17 protein-coding genes are annotated in these 20,147 nt (G+C 43.8%); 3 read left to right on the top strand and 14 right to left on the bottom strand.

Annotation, left to right across the window (positions count from 1 at the left end):
* Positions 1-138: 138 nt before the first annotated feature.
* On the top strand, positions 139-1,413 hold the full coding sequence (gene purD / locus ABIB39_RS00510) for a phosphoribosylamine--glycine ligase (RefSeq protein WP_354426633.1): 1,275 nt from the start codon (positions 139-141) through the stop codon (positions 1,411-1,413).
* 123 nt (positions 1,414-1,536) lie between these two features.
* On the opposite strand, the gene ABIB39_RS00515 is transcribed toward purD, so the two are convergent.
* From ABIB39_RS00515 to ABIB39_RS00525, 3 genes are read right to left on the bottom strand one after another with little or no spacing between them, the layout of a single operon-like run.
* Positions 1,537-2,667: a redoxin domain-containing protein gene (locus tag ABIB39_RS00515; protein WP_354426634.1), complete on the bottom strand. Its 1,131-nt coding sequence runs from the start codon at positions 2,665-2,667 to the stop codon at positions 1,537-1,539.
* A gap of 50 nt (positions 2,668-2,717) precedes the next feature.
* Positions 2,718-3,890, bottom strand: coding sequence for a redoxin domain-containing protein (locus ABIB39_RS00520; protein ID WP_354426635.1), 1,173 nt, complete (start codon positions 3,888-3,890; stop codon positions 2,718-2,720).
* 51 nt (positions 3,891-3,941) lie between these two features.
* On the bottom strand, positions 3,942-5,123 hold the full coding sequence (locus ABIB39_RS00525) for a formimidoylglutamase (protein WP_354426636.1): 1,182 nt from the start codon (positions 5,121-5,123) through the stop codon (positions 3,942-3,944).
* A gap of 153 nt (positions 5,124-5,276) precedes the next feature.
* Between ABIB39_RS00525 and ABIB39_RS00530 the strand changes: the two genes are divergently transcribed.
* Entirely contained in the window at positions 5,277-6,248 is a 972-nt protein-coding gene (locus tag ABIB39_RS00530; protein WP_354426637.1) for an NAD-dependent epimerase/dehydratase family protein, read from the top strand.
* 9 nt (positions 6,249-6,257) lie between these two features.
* Here the strand turns inward: ABIB39_RS00530 and ABIB39_RS00535 are convergent, their stop codons facing one another.
* The 11 genes from ABIB39_RS00535 to kbl form a co-directional block, all read right to left on the bottom strand.
* Positions 6,258-8,048 (bottom strand): ATP-binding protein, encoded by a 1,791-nt coding sequence (locus tag ABIB39_RS00535; RefSeq protein ID WP_354426638.1) that lies wholly within the window; start codon positions 8,046-8,048, stop codon positions 6,258-6,260.
* Positions 8,049-8,207: 159 nt separating this feature from the next.
* Positions 8,208-9,632 (bottom strand): 23S rRNA (uracil(1939)-C(5))-methyltransferase RlmD, encoded by a 1,425-nt coding sequence (gene rlmD / locus ABIB39_RS00540; RefSeq protein WP_354426639.1) that lies wholly within the window; start codon positions 9,630-9,632, stop codon positions 8,208-8,210.
* Positions 9,633-10,054: 422 nt separating this feature from the next.
* Positions 10,055-10,513, bottom strand: coding sequence for a hypothetical protein (locus ABIB39_RS00545; RefSeq protein WP_354426640.1), 459 nt, complete (start codon positions 10,511-10,513; stop codon positions 10,055-10,057).
* On the bottom strand, positions 10,503-11,255 hold the full coding sequence (locus tag ABIB39_RS00550; protein ID WP_354426641.1) for a ferritin-like domain-containing protein: 753 nt from the start codon (positions 11,253-11,255) through the stop codon (positions 10,503-10,505). Before ABIB39_RS00550 ends, ABIB39_RS00545 begins: the two co-directional genes overlap by 11 nt.
* A 60-nt stretch (positions 11,256-11,315) precedes the next feature.
* A complete protein-coding gene (creD, locus tag ABIB39_RS00555; protein WP_354426642.1) occupies positions 11,316-12,632 on the bottom strand; it encodes a cell envelope integrity protein CreD in 1,317 nt (438 codons plus the stop codon).
* A 57-nt stretch (positions 12,633-12,689) separates the two neighbouring features.
* Positions 12,690-12,995 (bottom strand): winged helix-turn-helix domain-containing protein, encoded by a 306-nt coding sequence (locus tag ABIB39_RS00560; protein ID WP_354426643.1) that lies wholly within the window; start codon positions 12,993-12,995, stop codon positions 12,690-12,692.
* Complete coding sequence (locus ABIB39_RS00565) at positions 12,992-13,624, bottom strand: hypothetical protein (RefSeq protein WP_354426644.1); 633 nt, start codon at positions 13,622-13,624, stop codon at positions 12,992-12,994. The genes ABIB39_RS00560 and ABIB39_RS00565 overlap by 4 nt, the downstream gene beginning before the upstream one ends.
* A gap of 543 nt (positions 13,625-14,167) precedes the next feature.
* Complete coding sequence (locus ABIB39_RS00570) at positions 14,168-14,749, bottom strand: TetR/AcrR family transcriptional regulator (protein WP_354426645.1); 582 nt, start codon at positions 14,747-14,749, stop codon at positions 14,168-14,170.
* A gap of 2 nt (positions 14,750-14,751) precedes the next feature.
* Positions 14,752-15,165, bottom strand: coding sequence for a Rieske (2Fe-2S) protein (locus tag ABIB39_RS00575; protein ID WP_354426646.1), 414 nt, complete (start codon positions 15,163-15,165; stop codon positions 14,752-14,754).
* Positions 15,166-16,200 (bottom strand): phenylalanine--tRNA ligase subunit alpha, encoded by a 1,035-nt coding sequence (gene pheS / locus ABIB39_RS00580; protein ID WP_354426647.1) that lies wholly within the window; start codon positions 16,198-16,200, stop codon positions 15,166-15,168. It abuts the gene before it with no gap.
* Positions 16,201-16,244: 44 nt separating this feature from the next.
* The gene (kbl, locus tag ABIB39_RS00585) at positions 16,245-17,435 is read right to left on the bottom strand and encodes a glycine C-acetyltransferase (RefSeq protein WP_354426648.1); all 1,191 of its coding nucleotides are present in this window, start codon (positions 17,433-17,435) and stop codon (positions 16,245-16,247) included.
* A gap of 131 nt (positions 17,436-17,566) precedes the next feature.
* Here kbl and ABIB39_RS00590 point away from each other — a divergent pair, with 131 nt between their 5' ends.
* Entirely contained in the window at positions 17,567-20,047 is a 2,481-nt protein-coding gene (locus ABIB39_RS00590) for a DUF5686 family protein (protein WP_354426649.1), read from the top strand.
* The last annotated feature ends 100 nt before the right edge of the window (positions 20,048-20,147 follow it).

The following is a 20,147-nucleotide window of genomic DNA, read 5'->3' on the forward strand; positions in this document are numbered from 1 at the left end:
CAAATATGCAGATGTGCGGATAGGCAAATGATGTTAAATTCGTCAATCTGACCGCTATATGATTTAATTATTCATCTTCAAACAATCTGCACATCTGCATATTCGCACATCTGCACATCAAACATTATATTTGCTCGCATGAACATCCTGATCCTTGGTTCGGGCGGAAGGGAAAGCGCCTTCGCCTGGAAAATCTCACAAAGCCCAAAATGCGACAAACTATTTATTGCACCGGGCAATGCCGGCACCGGCCAGTATGGCACCAACGTAAACCTTAAGGTTACTGATTTTGAAGGCATCAAAGCCTTTGTTTTGGCTAACGATGTTAAGATGGTTTTGGTTGGCCCGGAAGAGCCGCTTGTAAAAGGCATCCATGATTTTTTCCTAACAGATGAGGTACTAAAGAACATCCCGGTTATTGGCCCGCAGCAGGAAGGCGCCCAACTGGAGGGTAGCAAGGATTATTCAAAGGCGTTTATGCAGCGCCACAGTGTGCCTACAGCAGCATCGCGTACGTTTACGCGCGATACTTTGCAGGAAGGTTTCGATTACCTCGCCACCACAGGCTTGCCTGTAGTTTTAAAAGCCGACGGCCTGGCAGCAGGTAAAGGTGTTTTAATTTGCCTTACCCTTGAGGAAGCCCGCCAGGAACTTTTAGAAATGCTTACCGAAGCCAAGTTTGGCGATGCCAGTTCTAAGGTGGTTATCGAACAATTTTTACAGGGAATAGAGCTTTCGGTTTTTGTAATGACCGACGGCACCAATTATAAAATATTACCCGAGGCCAAGGACTACAAACGGATTGGAGAAGGTGATACAGGTTTAAATACAGGCGGTATGGGCTCCGTTTCGCCGGTGCATTTTGCTGATGAGGCTTTTATGCAAAAGGTAGAGCAAAGGGTTATTATCCCAACTATTGAGGGATTGAAAAAAGAAGGCATCCCGTACAAAGGTTTTATTTTCATCGGCCTGATGAATACCCACGGCGAGCCATGGGTTATCGAGTACAATTGCCGCATGGGTGACCCCGAAACAGAGAGCGTTATGCCACGTATCGAGTCGGACTTTGTGGACTTATTGATTGGCGTTGCCGAAGGTAACCTGAACGAAAAAGAAATGATCATCTCCCAAAAAACAGCTGCAACCGTGGTATGTGTTGCGGGCGGTTACCCGGGCGAATATCTAAAAGATAAAACCATCAGCGGGATAGAGAACGTTCGCGGGTCATATGTTTTCCATGCGGGTACCAACCTGGATGGCGACGATATTAAAGCAACAGGCGGCCGTGTATTAGCGGTTACCAGCCTGCAGGATAATATGTTTGATGCCCTGCAACAAGCCACTGCCGACGCGGCGCGCATCTATTATGATGGGGTATATTTCAGGAAAGATATTGGGTTTGATCTATTATAGTTAGATAGTCCGAAAGTCGGTAAAGACAGAAAGTCCGAAAGAAGAAGCTTAGCAGCTAAATCTTTCGGACTTTCTATTTTAAACTATTTATCGTCTTCGGACTTCCGGACATCGGACTCAGAATTAGATTTTCCCGAACAACTCGGCAAGTTTAGCTTCCAGGTCATCACCCCTAAGGTTTTTACCGATGATCTTGCCGCTTGGATCAATTAAAAAGTTTTGCGGGATAGCGCGAACGGCATACTCTCCGGCAGGTCGGCTTTTCCAGCCTGCAAGGTCAGAGATCTGTGTCCACATTAAGCCATCTTTTTGGATAGCGCCAACCCATGCGCCTTTAGCACCCTTACCATCAAGTGAGACGCCCAGGATGGTGAAGTTTTTGGTTTTGTATGCGTTGTAAGCCTTTACTACGTTAGGATTTTCCTGGCGGCAAGGGCCACACCATGATGCCCAAAAATCCACCAATACATATTTACCGCGGAACGATGACAAGCTAACTACTTTGCCCGAAGTATCCGTCTCAGCAATTTCAGGTGCGGTTGCGCCTAAGGCTACCGCTTTCATCTTTGGCAATAATTCGCCAAATGCCTTACCAGATTCAGATACTTTAATATTAGGTGAAAGCGAGGTGTATAACGGCTCTATCTCCACATAATCTGAACTGTAGGCAAGCGATTGCAATGCATTCATGCTTACGTAAGAATCCTGATGGTCTTTTATGAATTTTTGATTTATAGCCTTTTCCTGCTTGTCAATCGCTTTTTCTGCAGCTTTAGCTTGTTTTATAAAAGCGTCAGATTTTTGATCGGCTTCCGGCGTTGCTTTTTCTTTAGCTTCCATGGCTTTATAACCATCATTAACAGGTTTTAACGCTGCTTGGTATTGCTCGTTCTCGATGTTCGATTTTGTACCGGTAACCGTTGCTTTAGTAAGATCATCGGTGGTGTTTACGGTGATGATTCCGGGCTCTATGTAAATGGCTTTGTAATCTTTAGACGCATTCATGCTGTTACCTTTTGGGTTAAGCAATAAATAGCCTTGTCCTGGTACAGCTGCCGCTTCGCCTTCAAATTTGAATGCGCCGTTTTTAAGTACCACAGAATCCATAATGGTTTTGCCTTCTTTACGGTATTGGATATATGCTTTGGCAGGTGCGTTATAGCTACCTAATTTACCCTGAACGGTAAATTTACCGCCTTGCGCAAAAGCCAGCGCAGGCAAAAGCGCTATTGCGCTTAAGGTTATTTTTTTCATAATGACAGTCAGTTTTGTTAAGGCCTAATATGCGGTTATTATGCTTAAAATCAAATTTTTCCAAGCAATTGTTCCAGCTTTTTATCCAGGTCATCGCCACGCAGATTTTTGGCTACAATTTTACCTTCGGGATTTATCAAAAAGTTTTGAGGGATGGATTGCACGCCGTATAAACTTGCGGCAAGGTTATTCCAAAACTTAAGGTCGGATACTTGTGTCCACGTCAGCCCATCGTTTTTGATGGCTAACAACCAGGCGGATTTGCCATCCGCTTTGTCCAACGATACACCAAGCACGGTAAAGTTTTTGCCTTTATACTTATTATACATTTTTACCACGTTGGGGTTCTCCTGCCTGCAGGGGCCGCACCACGATGCCCAAAAATCAAGCAGTACATATTTACCACGAAATGATGACAAGCGCACGGGCAAACCCTTTGCATCGTTCTGAGAAAAATCGGGGGCCAGGGCGCCTATAGCTGTGATTTTCAATGCATCTATAGACATTTTCAGCTGCTTACCACCCTCAGACTTTTGAAGATCGGAAGATAACATATTGTACAATGGCTCTACCTCGGCAACATCCGGGTTGGGGCCGGCAACGCTTGATAGTGCCAGTAAGCTTATATAGCTTGTAGTGTGCGTAGTAATAAAATTCTTGATAACGCTCTTTTGCTCGTCCTGCAATGCTTTGTATTTAGCCTGCATCGCATTCTGGAACGCTGCAGAACGCTGTTGCTCTACGGCGGCTTTCTTACCTTCTTCGGTCACTTTTTGTGCTTTATCAATAATAACTTTTAGCTGTGCTTTAAGAGCTTTATTATCATCGTTTATAGGTGAGCCAACTACATCCGCTGTAGCGATAGAATCTTTACCGCTTACATTAATAGACCCCTTTTCCAGGAAAAAGCTTAAGCCATCAGCTGTTTTTGAGGGGCCGCCATCCGGGAAGTTTTGCTCTACATATTTAGCAAATCCCAGATTTTTATGATCGATGAATATAGACGCGGTTACCGGATCCATTATTACACCCTCAAACTTAAATTCGCCGTTGACAATTGTAGCAGAATCTGTTTGGCTGTTCGCACCTAAGTAGTAAACCAAATAGGCGGTTGCAGGGCCGGTAATATTTGTCAGTTTGCTTTTAACGGTAAAAGGCTGCGCGTTTTGCGCAAAGGCCAAAGCCGGCAAAAATGCCGCTAAGGTGAAAAGAAATTTCTTCATTTAAATTATTAGTAAAGTACAATAACGTGTAAATACCTAATCAATTGCAGGTTAGTTCAATTTCTGATAGGTGCGCCACCAAAGGTCGGGCATTTCGCCGGATACGGCTGTTTTGTAATCCTCGTAACGGCAGGGCACTAAATGAAATCGCTCGTTTTTTGAGCCACCTGTTGGGTAAGGCACCTGCATCCACCAGCGGTCGCTTTTTTTGCTTTTTACAAATACTAGTTCGTGCTCATCATGCGTAAGGCTGGTTTTATAAATAAGATACTGCGATTTTGGGTTGAGTGGAAAGTCGCGCTTGCGGTTATAAACGCCATCAATAAAGTACCAGATCATTTGCGATAGCAGCATGGCCGTTTGGCCGTTGGTGTCGTAAGCCGGGTTAAATTCGTAGAACCCTATCGAGGTTAGTTTATCGTTAAAACCCGCATAACGGCAAATCTGGCACGCCTCTTCGCCGTAAAAACCATTTGGTTTGGCGTTGGCATTACCGGCCGCATCAGATGAGCGGATGGCACCCATATCAAAGCTCACCATGTTGGCATTGCGGATTATGGGCTCAGCTACCGCGATGTTTTGGGTAAGCTCGCCAAGACGGTGTACATCAAAATAAAGCTTATCCATCACCCGTAAACTATCCTGGTTTACAAAGTAGGTTTGGTAGCCCAGGTTGCTGTAATTGAACAAGTAGTTAGGCTCGTGCAGGATCACTTTATTCATGTACGATGCCGATGTGGCTTCAATAGTTTCGCTAAAGCCGTCGTCATCAAGGTCAAGCTGCGAATCTACTACCAACATATCAACCTTTTGCTCCAGGTTTTCGTAGCCGAGGTATTGAGCGTAAGTAAGGTCCTGTCCACCGCCGATAATCAATGGAATTATATCCTTTTTTATCAGTTCTTCTACCACTGTTTTAAGGGCGTAGTAAGTATCTACCACAGTTTCGCCGCGGGCGATGTTACCTAAATCTACTATTTTAGTATTATAGCTACCCTCGTTTAGCAGGTACAGTTTTTCGCGAACATAGTCGGGTCCTAAGGCACAACCCGGATTATTTATGGCGTTACGGTCATCCAGCACACCAATAATGGCGATATCCGTTTTTTGCTCCAGATCCGGGAAATCAACCGAGTGATGGTTTATTTTATCGCCCAGCTGGCTCGTGAAATATCCATTCTTTGGCGTGATCTTTTTAAGATCTATGGGAGTAAAAAAATCGGCTAAAGACATGTTTTATTGATGAGCAGATACGAGGATGTGCAAATGTGCAGATATTTTTGGATGTGTAGATATTCAAATCTTAATATCAGACATCATTTTTTGTATTTTTCATCTGCACATCTGCCTATTTGCACATTTGCACATCTAATTGCACATTTGCATATGATTTTAGTTACGGGTGCAACAGGTTTTTTAGGGGCCGAATTAGCGAAGGAACTTATCCTTCGCGGAAACAGGATCCGCTGCAGTAAACGTGCTTCATCTACCATCCCAAAACTACTGGTGCCTTATGCAGATAAGATAGATTGGGTTAATGCCGACCTGATGGACGCCGCCAGTTTGGAAGATGCATTGGAAGGAATTACACAGGTTTACAATTGTGCCGCCTTTGTATCACTTAAGCAAGCCGATAAAGACCCTATGATTCGCACTAATGTAAGAGGTACGGCCAATTTGGTAGACTTGTGTAATGAGAAAAGCATCCGCGTGGTGCATACCAGTTCTGTAGCGGCGGTTGGTGAGGCCAAACCCGGCGAACTGATCACAGAGAACCACCACCTGGATTCGTCGACCGAAACTGATGGATATGCCATATCAAAACTGGAAAGCGAGATGGAAGTTTGGCGTGGCATTGCCGAAGGATTGGATGCTGTGATTGTAAACCCAACGATAATCATCGGCAAAAGCGCAGGCAAAGCCGGAAGCGGGCAGATCTTCGAGACCGTGCGCAAAGGCCTTAAGTTTTACACCGGGGGCACTATAGGTTTTGTGGATGTGCAGGATGTTGCCAAATGCATGGTAGCCCTGATGGAAACCGACCTGAGCGGTGAGCGGTACATCATCAACGCTGAAAATCGCCCATACAAACAGCTTTTTGAAGAGATAGCCAATGGCCTACAGGTACCCGCTCCAAAAACATTAGCCAAACCATGGATGATGGACCTGGCCTGGCGTGGCGCTTCTTTTTTAGGGCTATTATCTGGTAAAGCCCCCGCTTTAGATAAAACAAGTGCCCGCGCAGCATCAAACACCCGGGAGTTTGATAACAGTAAAATAAAACAAGCTATTGGTTTTGAGTTTAAACCCGTTAGTGAAACGATAAAGGAAGTTTGCCAGTTATTAGGCCGCCATTAACCCTATCATCTACCCTGCTGAAACTTTGCCTGCTTTAGCGGCACTCAGTGCCTCCAGTTTTTGATGTAAAGACGCTGCCTGGAATGGTTTAGACAAGTAATCGTTCATACCGGCCTCTTTAATTTTATCATGGATATTGTGAGATACCGATGCGGTTAGGGCGATGATAAAGGTTTGCGCTTTGCTTTTATCTTTTAAGGCACGGATCATCTGCGTGGCCTGGTAACCATCCATTACAGGCATATGCAGGTCCATCAGTATCACATCAAATTTATTCTCCTTATGCTTTTTAACCGCTTCCATGCCGTTGTTGGCGACGGTTGCGGTTATATTCCACTTGGTTAACAGTTTCACCAGCAATAGGGAGTTTACCGCGTTATCTTCGGCAATAAGAACATTAAGGCCTTCCAGGTTATTGTTCATTACGGTATGCAACGATACAGGGTTTACATTACCTTTGTACAGATCAAACTGAACGGCAAAGGAAAACACTGAGCCTTTCTTGTGTTCGCTCTTTAGCTCGATGCTGCTGTTAAATAATTTTAATAGTCGCTTCACAATAGCAAGCCCAAGCCCCGTACCACCATAATGGCGGGTGGTATCTGCGGATGCCTGGGTAAACGGATCAAATATCAGCACTTGCCTATCTAAAGGAATACCAATACCTGTGTCAGATACCGAAAAATTCACGGTTACGTTATCTTCTGATCTTTCTTCGACAAGCGCTTTCACGCTTACTTGCCCGTGCTCGGTAAACTTAATGGCATTACCGGCAAGGTTGTATATGATCTGCGTAAGGCGGGTTGGGTCGGTTACTATCCATTGGTCTTTTAATTGCTGGTCTACATCCAACACCAACTGGAAACCTTTTTCGGCCGCTTTATGCTGCAAGCCCGAACACACTTTATGGAGCATTACCGGCAGGTTTACCGGAATAGCTTCTAATTCTATTTTATCGTTTTCACCTTTGTTATAATCAAGAATATCGTTCACCAGGGTAAGCAGGCTGGTGGCCGAAAATTCCAGAATATCAAGGTTCTCGGTTTGCTCTTTGGTGGCCGTGTCTTTTATAAGTCCGGTCATCCCAATAACGGCGTTGAGCGGCGTGCGCAACTCGTGCGACATGGTTGACAGGAACAACGACCGAGATTCGGCCAATGCCTTGGTTTCGGCAACGGTGGCCTGTAATTGTTTATTTAGCTCTTCTTTCTCGTTTACGTTATCCCTAAAAGCCTTGTAAAACAAGTAATGGATAAGCACAATGGTAATAAAATTAAGGAAAACGATCACCTCGAAACCTGGCGATGGCAGTTCCTGCGTTATCCCATCCAGATGCCATTGTGCGCGGTTACTAACTACCAGGCTGTACATTACTGGCGCTATAGCAAATACGCTGTAGACTATGGCAAACCTATTATTGATAAGGTAGTATCCCACAAAAGTCACCATAAATACAAACTGCACGGTAACCAGGTTAAGGTGCTGGTTAAGAACAATAAGGTTTGACCAGATCCCGAAAACGCCCGATAATATGATGGTATGCGCTACAGTGCCAATATGAGCAGGTTTATATAACAAGTATTTGGTAAGCCCAATATACAGCACAAAAACGAAGGCGATGCGATATAGCTGATGACCTTGTATGGTACCATAAACCAAGGGCATTAGTATCGCAATTTTTAGCAGGGTGAGCAGCAGTGTGGTGTACACAATTTTTATCCGCGCACTTTTCAGGTTGTCGGCTTCGCGGGATAAAACCTTTTTTATCGAGAAATTAAAAAAAGGTATAGGAGCATCCATTTCAACAGCAATTAGGCAGGCATTTGCTTTATGAAGCTAAAATACCAAAACATTCGAATAAATAATAGCCTATAGTGCTGTTAATTAGCAATAATTACCTTTTCGCCGGCACGAATTTAGGCGAGTAAATTAATGGGCAATTTATTTAACCCTTAGTGTTTATTTACGAAGTTTTAACAATACCACATTTTCTACATGCTGGGTATGCGGAAACATATCTACCGGCTGTATTTTTACTGTATCATACTTTTCTTTCAGGATCAGCAGGTCTCGGGCCTGGGTGGCGGCGTTGCAACTTACATAGACAATTTTGTCGGCTTCTATCTCCATTAAACGGGCAACTACATCGGTGTGCATCCCTGCTCTTGGCGGGTCGGTGATGATCACATCCGGCTTGCCGTGCTCTACTACAAAATCATGCACCAGCACATCCTTCATGTCGCCGGCGAAAAATTTGGTGTTGTTGATGTTATTTATCTGCGAGTTTACCTTTGCATCTTCTATAGCCGATGGTACATACTCTACTCCGACAACCTCCCGCACATGGCCGGCAATAAAGTTGGCAATAGTGCCTGCGCCGGTGTATAGGTCATAAACCAATTCGTCGCCGGTGAAGCCCGCAAAGTCGCGGGTTATTTCATACAGGCGCAGGGCCTGGATAGAGTTTGTTTGGTAAAACGATTTTGGGCCGACCCTAAAGCGCACCACATTACCATTGGCAGCAGGCATTTCTTCGTGGATGTATTCGGGGCCTTTCCATGCTATTACTTCCTGGTCAAAAATGGTGTCGTTCATTTTTTGATTGAGGATGTATAGCAGCGATGTTACTTGAGGGAAGGCAGCGTCTACATAGTTCATCAATAGGTCTACCTGCTCCTGATCCGCATGAGCGAAAACAACGATCACCATGATCTCGCCGGTTGACGAAGTACGGATAATGAGGTTACGTAAAGCACCTGTATGCGCACGCACATCGTAGTAACTGATGTCATTCTCTTTGGCAAAAGCGTTAATGCTGTTACGCAGATCGTTTGACGGCTCGGCCTGCAGGTAGCAGTGGTTTATGTTCAGTATTTTATCAAAACGGCCGGGGATGTGGAAACCAAGGGCATTCATATCAAGCGTTTCGTCCTCGCGGCTCTCGCCGTCGTATAGCCAGCGTTTGTTAGAAAAAGTATATTCAAGTTTATTGCGATAATACCTATCGGCAGGAGAAGGAACAATGGCATCCATGTGCTCTACATCAATTTTAGCGATACGGGTAAGGGCATCATGTACAGCTTTTTGTTTGAACTTTAGCTGCGCCTCATAAGTCATGTGCTGCCATTTACAGCCGCCGCAAGTGCCAAAGTGCTCGCAAAAGGCAGGCACGCGGTATTCTGATGGGGTGATGAGTTTGATGATCTTGCCTTCGCCAAAGCTTTTTTTGCTGCGGTAAACCTCAACATCTGCAACGTCGCCGGGAACGGCCTTTTCGATAAATAACACAAAATCTTCGGCCTTGCCAACGCCCTTACCTTCTTCGGCAATATCAATAACAGTCACGTTCTCAAAGAACTTAGGTTTTTTTGCAGATCTACTCATCAGGCTGCAAAGTTAAACGTATTTATTAATTTTTAGAACGAGCGGTTTGGCATTTGTAAACACGCGTACCAATAATCATTGTTGCCCCGCTTATTACCCATAAATAATACCCGGCACCATAGCGAATAATAATCCCGTTTTGGAAGATCCTATGAACTAAGGAAATAGCATTTCATCCCTGCCGACGACTGCCGTCAGATGAAAAGCAATATGGACAATTTCAGATAAACAGGTTAACGATGTTGTTCCAAAAGTTATCCGGTTCAACGTTACCTAAATCTATCTCTATTTCGAACTGCTCATCAATAAGCTCCGAAAATTCTATTAGTTCCTGGCTCATAGTAGTGTAGATTAAATTTTACTATGCAAACATAATAAATTTATACCCAAAACCAAAACGGTATTTTGAAATTTTTTGTTATTTAAGTTGTGATGCCTTCGGCCTCCGTAGAAATCTCCAACTTATAGTACAAAGAGCTGCCTGCAATACAAATGCAGTTAGAGACCATCAGGTAAAAAAACTCATTTAAAAACTCCTTATCGTATAAAAAAATTGAGAAAGTACCGATGGTTAACAGTACGCCTATTATAGCTATTACAATTTTAATTTTGGGGAACAGTGAAAACCAAGTGATGATTCCCTTTATTATAAGTGTAAAGAGCACCCAGGTAAAAAAGGAAAAAATAGATCCGGCTACTACACATAACAAATACATCCCCAATTGGCGTGATACCAAATCCTCGAAATCAGGGGAATAGTCCTTACTCGTAAATGAGTCGACGACCAGGAATATTAGCGGTGCTAAAGCAACGCTGGTTAGCCAAATTTTAAGACTATATAAAATTGAATTTACCTGCATATCTAAAGGCTTAGTTTCCATATTTAAAAATCATGTTGTTATGCCCGGCCGGGGCGGTAGTTATCACATCAATCGTCTTTTTATATTTATACTGCATCTTCTTCACATACATTTCAAACGTTACGCCGCCTGCCATAAACAGTTTTTTGTGCCCGTACCAAACCAATTGCGACGTTGCATGGAAGAAATGCTTGTAGGCCGCCTTGCGCCAGGATTTTCCAAAATTTGATTTCCCCTCAAAGATGATAGCCAACCGCTCGGTTTGGAAGGTGATATGCGGTGCTTCATCTATCAAAATATCGGTGCAAATATCTTTCAGCAATTGGCATTGGGTGGCATCTTTAAGGGCCTGGTAAAAGATTTGAGCGGTGCTTTCTACCACGATGACGGCCAGCGTCCATAGCTCCATGTTGGTGTTAAAATACCGCACCTGCCTAAACAGGCTGTCGCCCCAATCCTTTTTTATGCGCTTCTGCCCAATTTTATCAATGTAGCGGCCAAGGTTATTGCCATGCTTCTGCTCCTCTTTAATAAATAGTTTAACGGCATCCACATAATCCGGGTCGCCAATGCGGTAGGCATATTTGGTAGACGCTGCAATGAGGTGCGCCCCTTCGGATGTTTCGCCCAGTTGCCATGCCTGTAACGATGGCAGGATGGCAACTATCTCGTCTTGCGTAATAGCGGGCGCGATGTTCCAGTTCACTCTTTTTTGAAGGGCATTTGCCTGGAAATACCCTATCCAATAATTACTTGTATGCATGGTTTTATGTTTAGTTTTTAAAACCGGCAGGCGAATCGCCTGCCGGTAGAATGATTTGCGTTAGTGTTTGTCCCAGTTAATTTTTCGGGAGAAATACATGAGTGCTGCTACAATTGCGAATAAGGCTATACTGCCAACTAATAGCGCAAAGTCTTCTAATTGAATAATGATGAATATAAACCCGTAAAATATGGCGAGGATAAGCGCGAACAGAACAGCCGCAACCCTGTTTTGAAACAGCGATGCCGTAAATGCAGCGATCAGCCCGATGGTACTTACTGAGGCTATAAGGTAAGATATATTGTAACCTATCTTTTCTGAGAATGACAACAACAGCAGGTAAAACACGATCATGGCGGCGCCTATCAGCGTGTAGTTAAACAAGTGGATGCGTTGCTTGCGGATAAGCTCGGTTAGTAACAGGGACACAAACGTTAACAGAATAATTAGTGTGGCGTATTTGGCCGTGCGGGTTACTTTACGGTAATCATCAATAGTGATCTGGAGCCTTACACCAAAAGATGCATCCAGTTTATCTTTGGTGTTTTTTAAAACCGAAAGATCGTTAACCCATTGCTGCGGGAACGGCCTGTTGTAATACAACATGTGCCATTTCGCTTCGAAACCATCAGCATTCGCGGCGCGGTTATCTGGTGTGCTACGGCCAATAAAAAGTGGGCTTGTCCAATTGCTGCTGATTTCAACATCGGTAGTTTTGCCGATGTGTAAAAACTCGAGGTCGTTGCTGCCTTTAACATTCATCGTAAAATCAAATGCAAAAGCCCCGCTTTGCGGCATTGCAAAATTCACCTGCATGCCGTTGTTCAAGACCCCGCCTTGTTCTGTCACCGGTTCTGAGGGATAAACCTTCCCCTGAATTTTTACACCGGGGTTGTTCTTCAACCCTTTCAAATTCGACAGGCTAAAAACGAGCCTTGCCTTATCATACATTACCAATGCGGGGTCAATACCCTGTTTATTCAGGTCGGGTTGATTAAAATTCCCTTTCAGGTCAACCTTTGCATTATAAACATTCACATTAACCAGTCCTTTTTTAAAAGGTTCGACATTTATGCCTGCTTTTACCTGTAAGGTTTGCGGCAACACATATAGGTAATTAATTACATCGGGCTTGCCCGCCACCGCCGGCGACCTGTAAGGCACTATCAATACTGGCCCCTGCACTAACTGGCTGCCTGACCATTGATCTGTTATACTTTTAACATTTTGCTCCTGGTTGTACTGCCGCTCTACGATCAGGTCCTGGATCCACGATTGCGGGATGAGTAGTAAAAGGATCAAGAGTGTGATAATGCCCAGTTTTAAAAGGATAGATTTTTGGTACCACTTTTCAGGTTGTTCAATTTGTTCGATCATGATTTAGATAATTTAAAAGTACTTTGAATTACAAAGTAATTGGATAAAAAAATATAGTTATAACGTTTTCTGATTTTTTATGATCTGTTCCAAGGCGTCCAGGTGTTGCTTAAACGCCTGCTTGCCTTTTGTGCTGGCCTCATAATTGGTATTTGGCTTGCGGCCCAAAAATGATTTGTGTACGGTGATGTACTCTTCTTTTTCTAAAGCCTTAAGGTGCGATGCCAGGTTTCCGTCTGATGCATCAAGCAGTTCCTTAAGCGAATTAAAATCGTAGCGCTCGTTAACCACCAGCACACTCATTATTTGCAAACGAAGCCTGTTTTCAAAGGCCTTGTCGAGTTTTTCGAATGGAATCTTCACCTGTCGTATTTTAAGTACATAATGCTGCCGTAAACAATGTGCAACACGCCAAAGCCTATAGCCCAAAATAGTAAACCATAGCCCGGCAGTAAAGCGGCCAGCAAACCTAATACAATTTCTATGATCCCTAAATACTGTACGTCCTTATAAGTAATATTACTGGCATTTACCAATGCCAATCCGTAAAATATTAACGTGGCCGATGCGATAATACCAAAGTAGCCTCTTGAGATCAATATGAGTGATAGTGCACCGCCGGTAACTAAAGGTACAGCCAGGTTAAATAACAATTGCCTGCTGGTACGCCCCCATGGGTTTTGCCCCTTTTGTTTGGCTTTACGCAGGGTTAAGTAAACACCTGTAATAAGCGAAGCCAACAAAACTGCCAGCGCAACCAAGACTAACGTATAAAGATTACCCGGCGAGCGTTTTACATCATCCATCACATATTCGCGATAGCTAAAAAAGCCGCCGCTGCCATAAATAATGCTGTAGCCTATGGCTGCCCCTATCAAAGCATAAACCCCTGCCAGCACACCGCTAAGGCCGCTAAGGGAGATAAATTTTGAGGAGCGCTCCATCATATTGCGGATGGATGTAAGCTCGTCCTGGATTTGATTTTCTTTCACTTAAAAGTACTTTGTTATTCAAAGTAAGTTATTAAAAACGTGACTTCCAAATAAAAATTAGAATAATTTTACCGTCATAGTCAAATAGATGATTAAGAGAGGGAAGCAAGTACCTTTTCTAAGATAACAATACAAGTGTAGAACAAAACGCCATATAATGTCCACCTCCTTAACTCTTTGGCTTTGCGATCGTATCCCTCGGCTTTGTATGTAAAAGAAAACCGATCAATAAAATTCCCGGGAATAACAACGCAACTATTTTAGCTAAAACGCCAAGATGTCCGTTTGCTTGTGTTTCGTCGTGTTGTTGCTTTTGTTGAATAACCTGTGAGGCTACAGATATTTGTTCCTGTGATAAGTTACGACATTCAAATTCGCGCTGTGCAGAATTGAGGGCTAAGGGTTGCTAATTGCCGGCGGGGCTGTTTAGGATATTTATCAGGTCGGCGTCGGTGCGTTTAAGCATTACCTCGTCAAATTCATTTTCCATGTAAATTGGTTTGGTAATCTTAAAATATAAAAAGATTTAAAAAAGCAGACACATTAAACCAATATCGCCGCCTTCACCAAATAAGGTAGGATCTCTTTCTGAAAAGATACAAAATTCTTGCGCACGTCGCTGTCACTTACTGATGTAAACGCGAAGCTGAACACGATGCTTTTGCTACATTTGATGAGGAAACGTACCCGTTGGTGATAACCCTCGTGCTTGCGTATGCCGGGTAGTTGGGTGAATGATTGAACGAGCAGTTCTTCCAGCTCGTTAGAAAGGTTTTTTAAAAAATCTTGTGAGTTGGTACTTTCGCGGATAAAATCCCAGCCTATAAATTCGTTACAAACGGTGTATGAGAGGCGGCATGTTTTCATGATCAGGCTGCTCAGGTGAGCTTCCTCATCCATATCGGGCGTGTTGGTGTTGATCAGTTCATCAACGCTTGCTTTAATATAGTCCATTAGCAGCACATGCAAAACGGCTTCCTTACTATCAAAATACTTGTAGATGGTTGCCTTTGCAATTTTAGCCCGCTTGGCTATTTCGTTCACACTTGTTTTGTGGTAACCGAATTTGCGAAACAGATCTTGCGCTGCCCGCTTAATACTATCTTTAATTTTATCGGCTTCCATGATCAGTTTGAAACAAATATCTCAAATTGCGTGGTATTTACAAGGTACGACCTGAGATATTTGGTAGCAGGTGCTTTTACCGGCCCGCCATCACTAAGCGAAAATTTAGATCCGCTGCATGGGTCGGTGGCGGTAAAACCCGTATCATCAACCGCAATGGCACATAATTTTTCAGGCTGATAACTGCTGCAACGGTCATACGCTACATATGATCCATCTGTTTGCCTGTAAATAATAATACCCGCTACTCCTGCGCCTGATATATAAGCATATCCCCCCGGGGCATTAAGCGACGTGTAGCGGGGATCTGTTTTTACAATTTTTACATTAACGGGTACACGCGGCACTACGCTCTCGGTTTTGCCGCAGCCCAAAAACAGCAGGCAAATGATAAGCAGTGCCGGTATATTCCTCATCTATATAATATCTGTTGTAAACTGTTTTAAGAAACGCACATCGTTCTCCGAGAACAAACGCAGATCGCGGATTACATATTTTAAATTAGTGATACGCTCTATCCCCATCCCAAAGGCGAAACCGGTGTATTTTTTACTGTCGATACCGCAATTCTCCAAAACGTTAGGGTCAACCATACCACAGCCCAAGATCTCTACCCAACCGCTGTACTTACACATGTTACAGCCGGCTCCTTTACAAATGGTACACGAGATATCCATTTCTGCGGATGGCTCGGTGAACGGAAAATACGATGGGCGGAAACGCACCTTGGTACCTTCGCCGTAAAGCTCCTGCACAAAGTGGTAAAGGGTTTGCTTGAGGTCGCTAAATGATACGTTCTCATCTACATATAAACCTTCTACCTGGTGAAAAAAACAATGGGCACGGGCCGATATGGCTTCATTACGGTAAACACGGCCGGGCATTATCGCACGGAACGGCGGTTTGCCATTCTCCATCATGCGCACCTGTACCGATGACGTATGGGTGCGCAAGGCGATATCGTCGCTACCATCACCTTTGCGAATAAAAAAGGTATCCTGCATATCGCGCGCGGGGTGTTCCTGCGGGAAGTTCAGGGCCGAGAAGTTATGCCAGTCGTCTTCTATCTCCGGGCCTTCGGCCACTACGAAACCAAGTCGCTTAAATATATCGATGATCTCGTTACGTACCAATGAAAGCGGGTGGCGCGAGCCTACCTCAAAACCATCGCCCGGCAAAGTTAAGTCAATTTCAGATTTCGGCTTTTCAATGTCGGTTATAAGGCTTTCCTGTATCTCTTGATACCTGCCTTCGGCAAATTGCTTAAACTGGTTAAGCACTTTACCAAAAGTGCGTTTCTCTTCGGGGCCAACGGTTTTAAACTCTTCAAAAAGGTCTTTTATAAGCCCCTTAGTGCCCAAAAACTTAATACGGAAAGCTTCCAGTTCATCAGCCTTGGCGGCTGTAAAAGCTTTTATCTCGGCTGTATATTGATCTATTTTAGATTGCATTATAACCTCTTATTCAAAAAATTCAACTACAAATATAACAGGTATTATTTAATCACCCCTAAAGCCTTACCTACCTTTGTAAACGCAGCTATGGCTTTGTCTAAGTGCGCTACATCATGCGCAGCGGAGATCTGCACACGGATGCGTGCTTTACCCTGCGGCACAACCGGGTAATAAAAGCCAATAACATAAATGCCGTCTTCCAGCATCTTAGCAGCAAACTCTTGCGCAAGTTTTGCTTCGTACAGCATAACCGGTACAATTGGGTGCACGCCTGGCTTAATATCAAAGCCCGCCGCAGTCATCTTCTCGCGGAAGTATTGGGTATTGCTTTCCAGTTTATCGCGCAGATCGGTAGTTTCGCTTAGCATATCCAATACCGCGATAGACGCGCCCGTAATAGCCGGTGCCAAAGTGTTACTGAACAGGTATGGACGCGAACGCTGGCGTAGCATATCAATAATTTCTTTACGGCCAGATGTAAACCCGCCCGATGCACCACCTAAAGCTTTACCTAACGTACCGGTAATGATATCTATCTTACCCATTACATTGTGATGCTCATGTGTACCACGGCCGGTTTTGCCCATAAAGCCGCTGCAATGGCTCTCATCAATCATTACCAAAGCATTGTATTGTTCTGCAAGGGCGCAAATCTTATCAAGCTGCGCAATGGTGCCATCCATACTGAAAGCGCCGTCGGTAACGATGATGCGATGGCGAAGAGACTGCGTTGCTTTCAGTTGCTCTTCCAGATCGGCCATATCGTCGTGCTTATAACGTTTGCGCTGCGCTTTACAAAGGCGCACGCCATCTATAATAGATGCGTGGTTCAACTCGTCAGAAATAATAGCATCCTGATCGTTAAATAACGGCTCAAAAACACCACCATTCGCATCAAAAGCGGCCGCGTAAAGGATGGTATCTTCAGTCCCTAAAAATTCAGATATTTTTTGTTCAAGTGTTTTATGTATATCCTGTGTACCGCAAATAAAACGTACCGATGATAAGCCGTAGCCGTGGGTATCCATAGCCGCCTTAGCAGCTTCAATCACTTTATGATTGCCGGATAGGCCCAGGTAATTGTTGGCGCAAAAGTTGATTACTTCCTGCCCGCCTTGCACAGTAATATCTGCACCCTGCGGCGACGTAATGATTCGTTCGCGTTTATATAGGCCGGCATTTTCAATATCGGCAAGTTCATGCTGTAAAACCGGTTGCAATGTATTATACATATTATAAAGAGTTAAAGCCCCAAAATTAAACATTAACAAACAATTGCAGGGATTATGTAAACATTTAATGTAAATTACGTGTACACACAAACATTTTAAGCACAAATAGTATTTAACCGTAAAAACACTATATGAGACGATGCCTACCCCTTATAATATTTATACTGACGGCCTTTACCGCATCGGCACAACAATCTACTTTATCTGGCCGTGTGACCGGTCAAAAAAACGAGATGGTGCCCTTTGCATCGGTATATATCCGCAACACTACTTATGGCACAACCGCTAACGAGGAAGGCGTTTATCAATTAAAACTAAGCCCCGGCACTTACAATGTTATTTACCGCTCTACAGGTTATGCAGAACAGGTAGAAAAAATAACCATTGGCGACCAGCCCGAGGCACATGATATACAGCTAACCAACGAGACTTTTAAATTAAGCCAGGTATCTGACAAGTGGAAACAAAACCTGGACCCCGGCGATACCATTATGAGCCGGGTAATAGCTAAGCGCAAGCAACATTTAGAAGAAGTAAAAAGCTACTCGTGCGCGGTATATGTAAAGGGAGTTCAAAAACTTTTAAGTTCGCCGAGGGCCCTAACCAGTAAGGCTGTTATCCAGGCATTAGACCTCGACTCTAACGGCCGCGGCATACTTTATCAAACCGAGATTCTATCAAACCTTAACGTTGCAATGCCTGATAAGATCCACGAGGTTACCATTGCGTCAAAAAAATCGGGTATTAATACGGCATTCGATTATAGTAAAGCATCAGATCTGCAGGTAAATTTTTATAACGATGTATTCAAAATAAATGGCTTGAGCACACGTGCTTATCTTTCACCCATCGGCACAGATGCAGCTAAGTATTACGATTATAGGTTGGTTGGCAGCACCATACAAAACGGACTGACAGTTGATAAAATTGAGGTGATCCCCAAACGAGAGAACGGCCAGTACTTTCAGGGCAATATGTACATTGTAGAAGGCGATTGGCGCATTTACAGTGTCGACCTGATGCTTACCAATAAAAGGGCAAGCTTAAACCTGGTAGACACTTTAAAAATAAGCCAGCAGTATATCCCCATAACAGATAGCGTATGGATGCCGGCAGCCGTGCAGGTGAACTTTAAAGGATCTGTTTTAGGTTTTAAGTTTGGCGGATACTACCAGGGCATCTACAACAACTATAAAATAAACCCAACCTTCCCTAAAGGGTATTTTAATGGCGAGGTTTTACGTATTGACACCGCGGCAAATCTAAAAACCCCCGCTTATTGGAATGCTACACGCCCATTACCTTTAACCAGGCAAGAGACGCGCGACTACGAGAAAAAGGATGCCATAGCCGCTTACCAAAAAACAGATGCTTATTTAGATAGTATCCAACATACTAAAAACAACATCAACTACTTTACCTACACCATATTTGGCTACCGGGCAAGCAACCGCAGCGAGCGCGATTCGCTTTATATTTTCCCTTTCCTGCAAACGTTTTATTATAATACGGTTGAAGGCTTTGGTATAAACGCCAAGGTGCGTTATTCGCATAAAATTGACGACCTGCATTCGTACAGCATCACCCCGGCTGTGCGTTATGGTTTTGGCAACAAACTTTTTAGCGCTAACGTGCATGCCGAATATCTAAACGACCCGTTCCATAACCAAAAATTTTATGTAGATTTTGGTAGCGACGTGCTCGATCTAAATAACGTGGGTACACGCTCACTTTATTTCAATACTTTAAGTACGATACTTTACGAGAATAATTACGTAAAATATTACCGCTCGCAATACGGGGGCTTCGGTTTTCAGCGCGAGTTAAGGAACGGCATACTATGGTCGGCTGCATTGCAATACGCCAGCCGTACCCAAATGTATAACAATGCATTTGGCCATCTGGTAGACGTAAAAGACAAGGAATTTACCTCAAACAACCCGTTGGCCCCGGCGGGCGCCCCGGTGGATGACCGCTCGTTCCTGTTCCCGCAAAACCAGGCCTTAACTTTTGCCACATCGGTAGCCTTTACGTTCGATCAGCAATACATCACCAGGCCTACGGGCAAATTTAATATCCCGTCAAAGTATCCAACCCTTACGGTTAATTACCGCAAGGGTATAAAAAGCGCGTTCGGGTCTGATGTTGATTACGATTTTGCATCGGTTGATATCTTGCAATCCAACGTCCGTATAGGTTTGTCGGGTTTCTCGTCTTTCAAGTTAACAGCTGGGGATTTCTTCCGGAATAACAACCTGTACTATATGGATTATTACCATTACTTAGGTAACCAGGGTACCACGTTCGACCCTACCTACATCGGCAGCTTCCACTTCCTGCCATTTTATACTTACAGTACAAACGGCGCGTTCTTTGAAGCACATTACCAGCACAATTTTGCAGGATCGTTGCTGAACAAGATCCCGTTGATCAGGAAGCTCAAACTGGAGGAAGTAATAGGCGCCAACTATTTAACAACTAAAGGCAACCCTAATTACAAGGAGTTTTACGTAGGTGTACAACGCCTCATCTTCCGTGTAGATTACGGTATCTCTTACGCCGGCAATAAAAAATACATCCAAGGCTTCAGGATATTTTACGGTTTGAGGTAGAGAGTTGAAAGTGCAAAGTCGAAAGTGCAAAGTACCAATAGCTTACTTTCGACTTTAAACTTTCAACTTTTTACTATCTTTGCGCTTCATTTAACACCGT

Origin of the sequence: Mucilaginibacter sp. UYP27 (assembly GCF_040547175.1) — a bacterium.
Classification (GTDB): Bacteria; Bacteroidota; Bacteroidia; order Sphingobacteriales; family Sphingobacteriaceae; genus Mucilaginibacter.

Bases quoted from the DNA above. Each gene is read 5' to 3' on its own strand.
- purD (WP_354426633.1), top strand. From the start codon at position 139: ATGAACATCCTGATCCTTGGTTCGGGCGGAAGGGAAAGCGCCTTCGCC.
- ABIB39_RS00515 (WP_354426634.1), bottom strand. From the start codon at position 2,667: ATGAAAAAAATAACCTTAAGCGCAATAGCGCTTTTGCCTGCGCTGGCT.
- ABIB39_RS00520 (WP_354426635.1), bottom strand. From the start codon at position 3,890: ATGAAGAAATTTCTTTTCACCTTAGCGGCATTTTTGCCGGCTTTGGCC.
- ABIB39_RS00525 (WP_354426636.1), bottom strand. From the start codon at position 5,123: ATGTCTTTAGCCGATTTTTTTACTCCCATAGATCTTAAAAAGATCACG.
- ABIB39_RS00530 (WP_354426637.1), top strand. From the start codon at position 5,277: ATGATTTTAGTTACGGGTGCAACAGGTTTTTTAGGGGCCGAATTAGCG.
- ABIB39_RS00535 (WP_354426638.1), bottom strand. From the start codon at position 8,048: ATGGATGCTCCTATACCTTTTTTTAATTTCTCGATAAAAAAGGTTTTA.
- rlmD (WP_354426639.1), bottom strand. From the start codon at position 9,632: ATGAGTAGATCTGCAAAAAAACCTAAGTTCTTTGAGAACGTGACTGTT.
- ABIB39_RS00545 (WP_354426640.1), bottom strand. From the start codon at position 10,513: ATGGAAACTAAGCCTTTAGATATGCAGGTAAATTCAATTTTATATAGT.
- ABIB39_RS00550 (WP_354426641.1), bottom strand. From the start codon at position 11,255: ATGCATACAAGTAATTATTGGATAGGGTATTTCCAGGCAAATGCCCTT.
- creD (WP_354426642.1), bottom strand. From the start codon at position 12,632: ATGATCGAACAAATTGAACAACCTGAAAAGTGGTACCAAAAATCTATC.
- ABIB39_RS00570 (WP_354426645.1), bottom strand. From the start codon at position 14,749: ATGGAAGCCGATAAAATTAAAGATAGTATTAAGCGGGCAGCGCAAGAT.
- ABIB39_RS00575 (WP_354426646.1), bottom strand. From the start codon at position 15,165: ATGAGGAATATACCGGCACTGCTTATCATTTGCCTGCTGTTTTTGGGC.
- pheS (WP_354426647.1), bottom strand. From the start codon at position 16,200: ATGCAATCTAAAATAGATCAATATACAGCCGAGATAAAAGCTTTTACA.
- kbl (WP_354426648.1), bottom strand. From the start codon at position 17,435: ATGTATAATACATTGCAACCGGTTTTACAGCATGAACTTGCCGATATT.
- ABIB39_RS00590 (WP_354426649.1), top strand. From the start codon at position 17,567: ATGAGACGATGCCTACCCCTTATAATATTTATACTGACGGCCTTTACC.